Here is a 12,881-nt window from a genome sequence, read left to right as displayed (position 1 = left end):
GGGATAGGGAACACATCGATGGCGTCTGTTGACCGCGCAACGAAACCGAATTTCTGGACCATAGGTCGAAAATGGGTGGCGGGAGGTGCGGTCGCGGCCCTAATTGCCGGCACCTTTTTCGTCCGCCATGTCGGCAAGTAATTGATCGGGGCTATCAAGCGCTGCAAGATACCTGGTGCAACGATCTATCGACTGCAGTATGTCTGCAACGCGTTCTTCGACGTCACGGCTCACAGCGCAACCGCGTCAGCGAGTGCTGAACTCGAGATCGAGCGCTTGAGGAGTTGCACCGGGAAGATGTCGATGTCGTCGCGTCCGAACAGTAAGCGCGTTTCTTCCATTAGTCCAGAGGCACGCATAAGGAGATTGCCATCTGCGGGGTCCATCTCGACCAGAATGTCGATGTCGCTACCTTCGTGCGCAGTACCCCGAGCAATAGAACCAAAGAGTTTCGGGTTTGTCGCCGCATACTTTGCAAGGAGTACTTGCAGTTCGTCATGGCGTGCCTCGAGAAGGTCACGTAGTGCGACCGTCTCGGGGGTTGCTACGGGCATAGACATAATTCAAGGATACCCGGGCGAATCCCAGTGACCTAGTTTCGGCCTCGGATTTTCGGCTGACTAGCGACCAGTTAGCCTCAAGCGAATTTCGAGCGTTATACGAAGGATTTTTGCCTGAGAGTACGTCTGATGCTCAAACTTCGCCTGATGCTAAATGGGGTAGGTGGCGAGCAGGCTGGTCGGCCGAGAGCCTCGAGGCTTGCTGGCTAGGACCAGGAACCCCTCAGGGAATGACGGGAAACGAGCTCGTGATCACCTTCGGCTCCCCGTGCACGTCAGAGGGCGACCCGATGATCTTCGGGTCGGGGCTGCCGACGACGGCGTGATCTTTCTCGGGGTATTCGAACTGCGAAAGCACCCACCGCATCGCCTCGATGCGCGCCCGCCGCTTGTCGTTCGACAGCACCACCGTCCACGGGGCAGTCGCGGTGTCGGTGTAGAAGAACATCGCTTCTTCGGCGCGGGTGTAGTCGTCCCACTTGTCGAGACTTTCGAGGTCGGTGGGCGACAGCTTCCACTGCTTCACGGGGTCTTGCGACCTGGCCGCGAACCGCGCGAGTTGCTCCGCCCGCCCGACTGAGAACCAGAATTTGATGAGGTGCAATCCTGAGTTGACGAGCATTTCTTCGAAGTCAGGGGCGGATCGCGTGAACTCCAAATACTGCTCCGGCGTGCAATAGCCCATGACCCGTTCAACACCCGCGCGGTTGTACCAGGAGCGGTCGAACAACGCGATCTCGCCGCCTGCCGGCAGGTGGTTCACGTAGCGCTGAAAGTACCACTGCGACTTCTCGAGCGGCGTCGGCACAGGCAACGCAACCACACGTGCGCCGCGCGGGTTGAGATGCTCGGTGAAGCTCTTGATCGCCCCTCCCTTGCCGGCTGCGTCGCGCCCTTCGAAGATGATGGCGATCCGCTCACCGGTCGACTTCACCCACGACTGCAGCTTGAGCAGCTCGATTTGCAGGCTCAAGAGCGTCTTCTTGTACTCCTTCTTGCCCAGCTTCTCGTCGTAGGGGTACCTCTCGCGCCACGGCGCATTCGGGGCGCTCTCATCGATCTCTTCGAGGCGCTGCAGGTCACCGAGGTCGTCGATGAGTTCGCGCTGGGTGGGTTGCTCATTGGGTGTGGATCCTGTCACCATCTCGCTCCTTTGCGCCCCAGCAGACGGGGTTACCTCATCCTACGAACCGGGCGATGGCCTGTGAAGCCTCGCGTAGCTTCTGCTCGGCCTTCTCGCCGCCCTCGGTGGCGGCCTCGGCGACGCAGTGCCCGAGGTGGTCTTCGAGCAGCGAGAGTGCGACCCGCTCGAGCGCCTTTGTGGCAGCCGATACCTGGGTGAGGATGTCGAGGCAGTACTGGTCTTCCTCGACCATGCGCTGCACACCGCGAACCTGCCCCTCCGCGCGGCGGAGTCGCTTCAAGAGATCATCTTTGTGATTGATGTATCCGTGCTGGTGTTCGTGAGGCTCGCTCATAGAAGCAGATTACCCTGCCAACCGGCGCAGTTGCCGTGAGTGGATCGCTGCCGTGAGATGTTCCGACTCACGCAAAGACTGACTGAAGTCGGACTGACTTCTCACTCACCTCAGTTGATGCCGCATCGGTGAGGAAATTAGCAGTTGCAGCTTCTAAAAGATCGGTCCCGATGTCCTCAATGCACTGAGCACTGTCAAGCTGGGGTCGAGCGAGCGTCAGGCGCAGTCTCAGGCAAAAATCCTTCGTATGGTGCTCAAAGTTCGCTTGAAGCTCTGCGAAGGTGTGGCGCGGCGACTTAAGCGAGCGGAATCGACCCGGTGATGGTCGGGGGCTCGGGTGCGCCTGCCTCACCAGACGCACCCCGTCGGCGCGCGCGGGCCGAGCGAATGAGTTGCACGGTGCCACCGACAATGAGCACCCCGACCGCTGCCCAGACCGCGATGTACATCGGCCATTCGCCGCTCGCGATGCGTTCGCCGATGAGCATTGACGCGACGGCAAGCAGGGCTGGCTCGAGATAGCTCATGAGCCCGAAAATCGAGATGCTCAGGTAGCGCGACGCGAGGAGGTAGAAGATGAGGGCGACGCCCGTCCAGATGCCGAAGAGCGGCGCAAACCACCACAAGATCGGGTTCACCGCGAGTGCGTGTCCATCGACGATCTCGGCAACCACGAAAAACAAGCCGACGGGGGCGAGCACGAGGAATTCCCAGAACATTCCGCCGATGTGATTCATACCGATCGACCGGCGCAGCACGAAGTAGATGGGGTATCCGAGGGCGACGAGGAGGGTCTCCCACGAGATTGTACCGACGCGCACGATCTCGAAGATCACCCCGGCAGCGGCGATACCGGCCGCGAGCCAGTGCCACCACTTGAGCGAGTCGCGGTAGAGGAACCGCCCGATGATCACGAGCACGAGGGGGAGGAGGAAGTACCCGAGCGCGACCTGCATACCTCGACCGTTGAGAGGTGCCCAACTGAAGAGCCAGAGCTGCGCTGCGACGAGAAACCCGCAGGTGATGATGGCGAAGATGATCCACCACTTGTGGCGAATCGCGTGCCAGATATCGGTGACCAACCACCACTGCCGAAATAAGAGCAGCACAAAGACGATGAGTGGAATCGTAATGAGATTACGAATGCCCCAGATCGATTCGGCTGATGCCGGTGCGAGAAGCGGGGTGACGAAGAAGATTCCGCCGAAGAATACTGATGAACCTACTGATACCGCGAGACCGCGGTTGGTTGAAGTGTTAGAGGGCAATTGCCCCGATCACTTCTCCGTAGGGGGTTTCACCGATGGGTTCGAAGCCGAGACGCAGGAAGAAGCCTTCTGGGCCTTCTTCGCCGCGCTCCCAGAGCACGGTGAGTCGCTCGACATCGCGGTTGCGCGCTTCTTCGATGAGTGCCTCGACGGCGAACCGGCCGACACCCGTGCCCTGTGACTCTGCGTCGACGTTGATGCGCCAAAGAGCAGCGCGAAATTCTTCTTGTGTTGACTCGGGGTCGAAGTTCGCATGAACGAAGCCGACGACCCGCCCGTCGAGCAGCACAACGCGCTGCCACGCGGTGTGCGCGGGGGTGACGGCGGCTGCTGCGGCGTATGAAACTGGCGTGATGAACTGCTCCTGGCCGGGCTTCAAGCCAAGACTGTTAACGGCAACGATTGTGGCTGCTGAGAGTTCTTCAAGTCGCAGTTCGCTCATACGCCTAGGGTATCGCTAAGCCCCGGTTTCGCAACTGCGACTTCGCCGTGATGCCAGCATCTCGCCATCTTCACCCCGTATTCTGGCCGTATGCAGTTGCGTTCCCGAGTCGGTGTCATCGGGGCACTTCTCACTGCGGTGGTGGTGTTGTTCATCACGCTCACTCCGAACCCGGTCGATCGCGGGCACAGCGACATCATCCTCGCGATACTCCGTGCCTTGCACGCGCTCGGTGTGCCTGAGAGCTTCGGTTACGCGTACCTCGAGTTCACTTCAAACATTGTGATGTTTGTGCCGCTCGGTTTGTTCGTTGGCCTCATGGTCACGGGTAGTCAGTGGATCCTCGCACTCGCCCTCCCACCCCTCCTGTCTGGGCTGGTCGAGTTCACCCAGCTCATGTTGCTTCCCGAGCGCGTGGGATCGCTTTACGACGTGATTGCGAACACGGCAGGCGGGTGGATCGGCCTCGCGCTCGCCGCGATTCTGCGCGTGCTCTTCAGCGCACCGAGCCGTCAAGAGCAGCTCGCGACAGTGCGTAGCTGACCCGGGTGCCCGCGCGGGCGGTGTGCTTTACTCGAAAGATGGGCAGATTTCGCTTGAGGGTAGCGGCCGCGACGTCGCTCATTGCGCTGTTGCTCGCCGGGTGCGCGAGTGTGGATCCCGACGCGGCCAGCACCGAACCCGAGTCTCGAGAGTCGACGGAGACCCTCGCAGCCGACCTCGAAGCAGCGGTAGGCGGATTACTGGGGGAGAGCGGCATCCCCGGTGCAGTGTTCCTGGCCACCAAGGACGGCAAACCTCAGTGGAGCTACGTCTATAACAACGAGGAGCGGCAGGCCGACCCGGTCGAGTTTGATCAGGTGTTTGCCTATCGCAGCATCACGAAGTCGTTCGTGGTCACTGCGTTACTCACGCTCGTAGACGAAGGGCAAGTCTCACTTGACGACCCGATCGGCGACTATGTTGAGGGCGTGCCGAACGGTGATCGCGTCACCCTGCGACATCTCGCAACCATGCGTTCGGGCCTCGCAAACTACTCGGCGATGCCCGAACTCGGTGAACTACTCATGGATGACCCCACAGTCTCCGTCACCGACACCGAGTTGATCGCCGCTGCGCTCACCGCACCTTTCGAGTTCGAGCCCGACGCTCAGTACATGTACTCGAACACCAACGCCGTGCTTCTCGGAATGGTGATCAAAGAAGTAACGGGGGAGGACTGGGGCGACGCAGTTCGATCTCGAATACTGGAACCCCTTGGTCTGGACAGCGTGACCTATCCCGCAGACCCAGCCAGCGTGCCCCAGGTCGCGACACCGTATCAGTGGCTGGACGATGAACTCGAGGTGCTGCCAGCCTTCAGCCCGACGCTGTTCGGCGCAGCGGGTGGACTCTTCGGTACGGTCACCGACCTTGCCACCTGGGCTGACGAGCTGGGGCAAGGCACGCTGCTCGATCCAGCGACGCAGAAGGAACGGCTCGACTCGTTCGGCCCGACAGCCGACGACCCGCTCTCACCCGAGTACGACGAATACGGCATTGGTATTGGCAAGATCGGCGACTACGTTGGTCACACCGGAAATGGTCTCGGTTATCAGGCGTTAGCCATGCACAACATCGAGACCGAAGTTTCAGTCGCGATTCTGATCAACGCGACGACTGAAGACGGCGATCTCCCCGCACACCTCTTCGAGCTGCTCGTTCCTGTGCTCGAACTAACCAGGGAGCTCTGAGCCAGCCGTGCGCGTCTCCGCGTAGTGGTCGAGCGTTCCTGCACGCATTGCTTCGCGCAATACGTTGATCTCTTCCCAGTCAGGCAGCACGATCGATTGGCCGTCTCCCGATGTTCCGGTGCCGAGGGTGGGGCTGGTGAAGAAGCTGATGTTCGACTTGTCGAAATCGCGCAGCTCAAGTCCGAGTCCGATCGCGGTATTGAGGTCGAGGTTCTGGTCGACGATCACGTAAGGCTTGATCGCGTTGAATGATGCAGTGATCTTGGCGGGGCTAGTGAGCGTATCCTTGCTCAGCATCTTTGAGAGCAGCCCTTTGAGGTACGCCTGCTGATTGCGCGCGCGCTGATAGTCCCCGTCCGAAAACGCGTAGCGTTCGCGCACGAACCCGAGTGCCTCGGCACCGTTCAGTGTCACCTCACCCTGGGCGATCGGGAATTTTCCGTGTGTCGAAGTAAACGCGATCGGGTTGTTGACGGTCACGCCGCCGACGGCATCAGTGAGGCCCTTAAACGATTCGAAGTCGATTAGAGCGACGTGATCGATGCGTGCGTCGATAAATGTTTCGACGGTGTTGACAGCGAGTGGGATGCCTCCAAACGCTACTGCAGCATTAATCTTCGCATCAGGGTGACCTTGAATCGGTACCCAGTTGTCGCGCATGATCGACATGACCGTAACGTTCTGACGGTCGGCAGAGATCTGAGCGACCATGATCGCATCGCTTCGGAACCCTCGTAGTTCTTCAGCGTTCGCGTTCGGGTCGGTTGTGTCTCTGGAATCCGACCCGAGCAAAAGAATGTTAATTGGAGCGAGTTCTTCGGCAGGCACCTCGATCGGTTCCGGCCGCTCGAGTTCTGGATCAATGACCTCGACGCGTTCGATCTGATTGTAAGTACTGTTTAGCCAGAGATACCCTACGCCGACAGTGATGCCGGCTAGCAGTGCGAGCGACCCAATCACGATGAGCGTGTAACGTAGAACACGCCTTCGGCTACGTTCGCGCTTGACGGGTAGAGAATTTGACGCATCGGGAAAAAGTTCGTCGATAGCGGATCGTGAGTTGTTCATAGCGTTCTCATCTTAGACGGTGAACAAATTGTCATCACTTAGTAGTGATTGCGATTGGGAACCCAACACTGATAGTTCAGAAATTTACGCCGGCGCTCTTAAGCGAGGATGAGAGCGAATTGAGCGCGTGGAACCAGCACCACCTTGATGAGTTTGCCTCACGCTATTTACTTGACTTTCTGAAATTTGACCTAGCGTTGAATTTTAACTTTACCATCGTGCGGCCGTATATCACTTACTCTTCGCAGCGGGTGGCGTTCGGGATTTGGGAAACCCAACAGGTAATTGCGCGCATGCTCGATCGACGACCAATTTTCATTGGGAATGAGCTTGCAAATACCGTCACTTCTCTTACTCACTCGAGCGACGTTGCTAAAGCGATACTGGGCTTGCTTAACAATTCAAGGGCTTATGGCAAAACAATCCAGATCGCTTCACCAGAGGAAATTACGTGGGGAGACGTCTACTCGATTGCGGCAGAGGCGCTTGGTGTTCCTCTTGAGATATCTCCAATCTCCACGCAAATCATTTGCCTGAATTAGGCGGGAAGGTTGCTGACCGCTCCCTATCGCGACGGTATGGCTCTGATGAATTAATACGCTCAGTCCCAAACTTTAGGTTTAATTGGACGGTGAGGTCCGGTTATGAGGCTGTCCTAGAATCTCAAATGCGTGCAGGAAGGCAGATCTGAAGCGCCCTGGTTCTATTGGAGACTCCATACTTTTGGAAAGAGAATGGAACCATGGCCCAACACAAAAACAAAGGACGACGCTACTCGGCTGAAGAGAAAGCCGCTGCGGTCAGGATGGTGCGCACTCTCCGCGCTGAGCTCGGCACAAGCCAAGGAACAGCGACGCGCGTCGCTGACCAGCTCGGTTACGGGGTTGAATCAGTGCGTGCACCTGGGTGCGTCAAGCCGACATCGATGACGGCGTTCAAGCCGGTGTCACGACCGATGACCAGACCCGGATGCGTGAACTTGAGCAAGAGAACCGTGAGCTCAAGCGTGCGAATGAAATCTTAAAGCGGGCCGCGTCTTTCTTCGGGGCGGAGCTCGACCGCCAACACAAGATGTAGTGGATTTCATCAATCGCAACAAGGATGACATTGTGGCTGGTCGTCGTCTGGGGGTCGAGCGCATTTGCAGCGCGCTGCAGGTGGCCCCGTCGACGTATTACGCCGCCAACGGCAGGCCGGCCTCAGCGCGTCAGGTGCGAGATGCGGAGCTTGCTCCGCTGCTACTCGAAATCTGGGAATCGAACTACTCGGTCTATGGGGTGCGCAAGCTCTGGAAAGCAGCGAAGCGAGCCGGTATCAATATTGGCCGAGACCAGGTGGGCAGGCTCATGAAAGTCCTCGAGATCGAGGGAGTACGACGTGAGAAACGAGTAAAGACCACCAAGCCCGACCCGGTGTCTGTGCGACATCCTGACCTCGTGAATCGGGTGTTCTCAGCGGACGGTTGTGGGTGACGGATCTGACGTTCGTGCCAACCTGGAAGGGTGTCGCCTACGTGTGCTTCATCATCGACGTATTCGACCGCGCGATTGTCGGATGGCGGTGTGCATCAACCATGAAGACCGAGACCGTGCTCGACGCGATCGAAATGGCTCGCTGGTCACGAGGCAAGAAGCTCCCCGAACTTCGATGCCATTCCGATGCAGGGTCTCAATTCACATCCATCCGTTACGGAGAACGCCTCGCCGAGATCGGGGCAACGCCCTCGATCGGGACGGTTGGCGATAGCTACGATAACGCTCTGGCCGAGTCCGTGAATGGGTATTACAAGGCTGAGCTCGTGCGCGGGCCTGCGAAAAAGGGGCCTTGGAAAACGATTGATGACCTTGAACTCGCGACGCTGGGTTGGGTGCACTGGCACAACACCGAGCGCCTGCACGGATACCTCGGCGACGTGCCGCCTGCAGAGTTCGAAGCGGCATTCTATGCTGGGATCACCAGCGCCAAAGAACTGGTCGAACTCAAATGAGCTGAGTCTCTAAGAAACCCAGGGCGCTTCAATCGCACCTGCTCGAGTTGATGGGGTGGTTGATAGGCTCGCATTAAAACATGGGACATCAGTTTCGGGGAGAGCTGCAATCAATGACTACGAGAGCTCTCTGCGATCGAACTTCACTCGTGATTGGCTGATTTACCGCGTTGGGCGTTCGCGAACTCTTTCTACCGCTTACTACCTTGCGAAAAAAACACGCAAGCAGACTTAGAGCCGTACTGGCACCTCCGAGTTATGTGGGCCCTGAAGATCTGGCAATTTCCTGACTACATTGCTCGATGTGAGTTATTTTGGTTTTCTCACTAAGCTGTCTTTGGCCTATGTATTTCAAATGGCGAGGAGTCGTTGTACGTGACTGAACCCGTAGCTGTCGTGCTCGCCGGCGGCAAGGGCCAGCGCCTGTGGCCGCTGAGCCGAAAGAATCGTCCGAAGCAGTTCGTGTCGGTCGTGAGCGAGAAGACCCTCATTCAGACCACGGTGGATCGGCTGCTCAGCGTGTTCCCCCCAGAACGCATCTACATCTCGACGACCGAGAAGTACCTGTCGGATGTGTGCGCCGCGAACATTCCGGTGCCCGAGGAAAACATTATTTTGGAGCGTCGCCCGCTCGGCCCGGCGACCGCGTTCGTGCTCGCCCACGCAGTGATGCAGCAGCTACACGGCGATAACGTGCGGGTACTCACCTGCCCGTCTGATCACTACGTACAAGACCCGGCAGAGTTCGAACGCACGATCGCCGAACTCGCTGACGGTGTGTTCGAAAACGGCGCGACCGTGACGGTGCTCGGCGCGAAGCCCACCGAACCCGACGATCGTCTCGGGTACATGCGGCTTGAGCCGACGAAGACTCCCGACTTTTTCCGTGCGGTCACGCTGTCTGAGAAGCCGAGCCTTGAGGAAGCGAAAGAGCTTGGGGAGAGCGGGGTTGCGTGCTGGAACACCGCGAATTACCTCGCGAAACCGGGCGCCGTACTTGAGATTCTGAGTAGGGTGTACCCGATCCACACCGCTGAAATTGTGGCGTATGCGAAGCACTGGGTCGACGATGTTGACGAGCGCACCTATGGATACGACGGGGTGCCGCTTGAGGGGCACGAGCTCGACCCGTTCTTTATTGCCGACGCTGAGGTTGATGTGCTCGTGCGCGATTTTGGGTGGAGCGATGTGGGCACGTGGGAGCGCGTGCTGCAGGCACGGGAACAGCTTGGGCCCGAGCTTCCTGCGGCGCTGATTCCCGATTCGCGCAATATTGTGGCAATTTCGACAGACGGCCGCCCGATCGTTGCGTGCGGGGTCGAAGATCTCGTTATCGTGTCGCACGATGACGCCGTGTACGTGTTGAATCGATCGGTCGCGAGTTCGCTCGAATCGGTAAAGGAGTGGCGTGCCGCGGTTGCGGGCGCTGGAGAGGAAGGGCTGCTGTGAACGCGCAGGCGCATGGATCCACACCGATTATCGGGGGCACCCGCGAGCCGGTGCATGTCGTGCTCGTGGGCACGAAGCCCGACATCATTAAGCAGGCTCCGGTGTATCACGAGCTTGTCGCGCGGGGGCATCACGCGATCGTGTGCCACACGGGCCAGCACTACTCGCACAACCTGTCGGGGTCGATGCTCGAGGAGTTCAATATCCGTGAGAGCGTGAACCTTGGGGTGTCTGGCAGTGCGATCGACGTGACGAGCGGGGTCTCCAGGAAGCTCGCTGACTACCTCACAGAGCTTGACCGTGAGGTTGGCCCGCCAATTACTTACGCGCACGGCGACACGGCGACCGCGATGTCTGGGTCGCTCGCCGCGTTCGGGCTCGGTCAGGGGCTCGTGCACGTCGAAGCTGGCCTGCGCACCCTCTCACCCATTCGCGAGGTGCTGCATGAGTGGCACGACCGTATCGAGGCGGGCTCGTTCGACTTTCAGACGTTCAAGGCGCAGCACCTCGTGCGCGCAAACTTTGGGCGCGGCAGCCGCGAGCCCTCGCCCGAGCAGTTCAATACCCGTGTCGTTGACGCTGGCGCACAGTTTCACGCGGCGCCAGTGGAGTTGAATCGCGAGTACCTACTCGAAGACGGGTTTGACCCGAAAACGATCGCGGTGGTCGGTAACTCGATCGTTGACGCGTTGCAGACCGGCATGACTGAGACGGCGGATCAGGAGCTGCTCGAGCGGTTCCCCGCGTTCGCGTCGGGTGAGTTCATCAGGTACTGCGTGCACCGCAAGGAGAACACGGAAAACCGGGCCCGCTTCACCGCGCTCATGGACGGCATGGAGGAGCTGCTCGAGGGCGGCCACTCAGTCTTGTTCATTCGCTTGAACGGCACAGAGTCGGCGATCGACCGGTTCGGGATGCGGGAGTGGTTGAACGAGCTCGAGGCCCGGCACGGTGACCGGCTCATTTCGACGCCGGTGTGGGACAACTACTCGCACGTGCTCGCGGCGATGCAGCGGTGTGCGCTGATCGCCACCGATTCCGGGAGCATCCAAGAAGAAGTGAACGTGCTCGGGGTGCCGTGTGTGACGCTGCGCTTCGGGTCCGATCGTGGGGAGTCCCTCCTTGCTGGCGGCAACTTCCTGGCCCCGCCGACGCGTGGAGATCTGATCGCTGAGGTGATCCGCCAGGTATTCGCGCACCGCGGTGAGATCTCGTGGGAGCGCATCTACCCCGAGAACGCGTCAACGATGCTGGTCGAAGAGGTCGAGGCGAGGCTCGATGGGTCGGGGCTGCTGCCCTCGTCAGAAGAGTGGCGATACGGGCTCTAAGGGCCTAATAGGCGCCCTCTGGGCTAATCACGGTCTTAACTGTTCGCCAAAGGATGATGAGATCGCCTGTTAACGACCAATTCTCGACATAGTACAAATCGAGGCGGACACTGTCATCCCAGGAAAGGTCGCTTCTCCCGCTTACTTGCCAAAGGCCGGTAATACCGGGCTTGACTAGCAACCTTCGTGAGACCCACGTCTCATATCGCTCAACCTCTCTAGGGAGTGGAGGCCGTGGTCCGACAAGTGACATCTGGCCTTTCAGAACGTTAAATAGTTGAGGCAACTCATCGATACTGTACTTTCGGATGAACTTGCCGATTTGCGTCACCCGGGGGTCGTCCTTCAATTTGAAAAGGACCCCGTTCCCGTTTGACTGGTCTAGCAATCCAGTGAGCTGTTGTTCGGCATCAGTCACCATGGAGCGGAACTTGTGCATTCTGAAGGGTTTCCCACCAATCCCCACACGTTCTTGGTTGAAGATTGCTGACCCAGGACTATCAATACGAATCATGGCCCATATAGCAAGCAACAGGGGGCTAAGCACGATGATTAGAAAACTCGAAGACATTATGTCCGAGGCACGCTTCGCAAAATGTTTTCCGCCGGAAAACGTCGGATAGTCGACATGGATGAGTGGCAACCCAGCAACTGGTCGAGTATGAATGCGAGGGCCGGCTATGTCGGTAAGCGCTGCCGCAACTATAAGTTCGACACCGCGCGACTCCAACTCCCAGCCGATGCGTCTCAGCCGGTGCGGGCTTATCGAATCAGCACTCGTCATGATTAGCGTGTCGACATTGTGACGATCCACCATTTCCACGAGCTCGTCATAGTGACCAAGTACCGGTAGGCCGGGAAGAAGTTCTTTATCTTCGGTCGCGTGTGTGATCGCACCTAGAAGACCGAACCCGGCGAAATGGCTACGAGAGATTTCCTTGGCGACGTGGAGGCACTTGCTTTGCTCACCGACAACGATTGTGCGGTGCATGTTCCTTTGGAAACGCCGTTGGTAGTGGAGCCTCTTGCGCCATAGCCATCTGCCCAGTAGGAGAAGCAGGAACCCTAATGGAAGTGCGACGAGAACGTACCCGCGACCTACCTGCGAGCGCAGCAGGTAGGCGAGTACGGCAAGTGTTCCAAACGTCGCGAGTGTTGCAACGATCACCCTCTTGTATTCATCGACTCCTACACCGACGATGGTGCGGTCGCGAGATGCAACTGCAGCGAGCGCAAGAAGCCACCCAAGGATGAGCGCTGCTGAGACCACTGTGTATCTAATGGCAAACGAGGAATCGCCGATGACGGCTACGTCAAGATCTTCCTCACGAACTCCGTATCGAAGTACCTGAGCCAGAAATACTGAGAAGACTACGACACAAATATCGGTGGCAATCAGCTTTGATCGATAGCGACGCTGCCACGCGAGAGATCTGGTCTCCAAGATTGACGAGTCACCTTCTCAAAACTTTTCGCGCGTATGCGCCCCCTATGTCTTGCGCTATCTTCGCGACAGACGATTCATAGACTATCCCAAAAATAAATACGCCATAGAGCGAATGAGGAGA

The 12,881-nt window shown here is 58.5% G+C and carries 12 protein-coding genes and 1 pseudogene; 6 read left to right on the top strand and 7 right to left on the bottom strand.

From position 1 onward, the window contains the following. Positions 1-230: 230 nt before the first annotated feature. The 5 genes from H9L06_RS05545 to H9L06_RS05525 all read right to left on the bottom strand — a co-directional run bounded on the left by H9L06_RS05545 (position 231) and on the right by H9L06_RS05525 (position 3,748). Positions 231-560 carry a nucleotidyltransferase family protein gene (locus tag H9L06_RS05545; RefSeq protein WP_187556202.1) on the bottom strand — a complete coding sequence of 110 codons (330 nt, stop codon included), beginning with the start codon at positions 558-560 and terminating at the stop codon, positions 231-233. A 223-nt stretch (positions 561-783) separates the two neighbouring features. Next, a complete protein-coding gene (gene ppk2, locus H9L06_RS05540) occupies positions 784-1,704 on the bottom strand; it encodes a polyphosphate kinase 2 (protein ID WP_187556201.1) in 921 nt (306 codons plus the stop codon). Between the two features lie 34 nt (positions 1,705-1,738). After that, the gene (locus H9L06_RS05535; RefSeq protein ID WP_187556200.1) at positions 1,739-2,038 is read right to left on the bottom strand and encodes a metal-sensitive transcriptional regulator; all 300 of its coding nucleotides are present in this window, start codon (positions 2,036-2,038) and stop codon (positions 1,739-1,741) included. 296 nt (positions 2,039-2,334) lie between these two features. Beyond that, on the bottom strand, positions 2,335-3,306 hold the full coding sequence (rarD, locus tag H9L06_RS05530; protein ID WP_187556199.1) for an EamA family transporter RarD: 972 nt from the start codon (positions 3,304-3,306) through the stop codon (positions 2,335-2,337). Beyond that, positions 3,296-3,748: a GNAT family N-acetyltransferase gene (locus H9L06_RS05525; RefSeq protein WP_187556198.1), complete on the bottom strand. Its 453-nt coding sequence runs from the start codon at positions 3,746-3,748 to the stop codon at positions 3,296-3,298. The genes rarD and H9L06_RS05525 overlap by 11 nt, the downstream gene beginning before the upstream one ends. Positions 3,749-3,838: 90 nt before the next feature. Between H9L06_RS05525 and H9L06_RS05520 the strand changes: the two genes are divergently transcribed. Continuing rightward, positions 3,839-4,291: a VanZ family protein gene (locus H9L06_RS05520; RefSeq protein ID WP_187556197.1), complete on the top strand. Its 453-nt coding sequence runs from the start codon at positions 3,839-3,841 to the stop codon at positions 4,289-4,291. 38 nt (positions 4,292-4,329) lie between these two features. Further along, positions 4,330-5,481 (top strand): serine hydrolase domain-containing protein, encoded by a 1,152-nt coding sequence (locus H9L06_RS05515; protein ID WP_187556196.1) that lies wholly within the window; start codon positions 4,330-4,332, stop codon positions 5,479-5,481. Here H9L06_RS05515 and H9L06_RS05510 read toward each other — a convergent pair. Beyond that, entirely contained in the window at positions 5,464-6,549 is a 1,086-nt protein-coding gene (locus H9L06_RS05510) for an LCP family protein (protein ID WP_187556195.1), read from the bottom strand. The genes H9L06_RS05515 and H9L06_RS05510 overlap by 18 nt on opposite strands. 44 nt (positions 6,550-6,593) lie before the next feature. Here H9L06_RS05510 and H9L06_RS05505 point away from each other — a divergent pair, with 44 nt between their 5' ends. The 4 genes and pseudogenes from H9L06_RS05505 to H9L06_RS05490 all read left to right on the top strand — a co-directional run bounded on the left by H9L06_RS05505 (position 6,594) and on the right by H9L06_RS05490 (position 11,313). Beyond that, positions 6,594-7,091 (top strand): Rossmann-fold NAD(P)-binding domain-containing protein, encoded by a 498-nt coding sequence (locus tag H9L06_RS05505; protein WP_187556194.1) that lies wholly within the window; start codon positions 6,594-6,596, stop codon positions 7,089-7,091. A gap of 200 nt (positions 7,092-7,291) precedes the next feature. After that, a pseudogene (locus H9L06_RS05500) lies at positions 7,292-8,536 on the top strand (IS3 family transposase). Positions 8,537-8,911: 375 nt separating this feature from the next. Continuing rightward, positions 8,912-9,985 carry a sugar phosphate nucleotidyltransferase gene (locus H9L06_RS05495; RefSeq protein WP_187556193.1) on the top strand — a complete coding sequence of 358 codons (1,074 nt, stop codon included), beginning with the start codon at positions 8,912-8,914 and terminating at the stop codon, positions 9,983-9,985. Next, positions 9,982-11,313, top strand: a complete 1,332-nt coding sequence (locus tag H9L06_RS05490; protein ID WP_187556192.1) for a UDP-N-acetyl glucosamine 2-epimerase — start codon at positions 9,982-9,984, stop codon at positions 11,311-11,313. The genes H9L06_RS05495 and H9L06_RS05490 overlap by 4 nt, the downstream gene beginning before the upstream one ends. A 4-nt stretch (positions 11,314-11,317) precedes the next feature. On the opposite strand, the gene H9L06_RS05485 is transcribed toward H9L06_RS05490, so the two are convergent. Beyond that, positions 11,318-12,757: a sugar transferase gene (locus H9L06_RS05485; protein ID WP_187556191.1), complete on the bottom strand. Its 1,440-nt coding sequence runs from the start codon at positions 12,755-12,757 to the stop codon at positions 11,318-11,320. Positions 12,758-12,881 lie beyond the last annotated feature (124 nt).

Origin of the sequence: Leucobacter denitrificans, assembly GCF_014396385.1 — a bacterium.
GTDB lineage: Bacteria > Actinomycetota > Actinomycetes > Actinomycetales > Microbacteriaceae > Leucobacter > Leucobacter denitrificans.
This window is presented reverse-complemented; position numbering and strand designations above follow the sequence as displayed.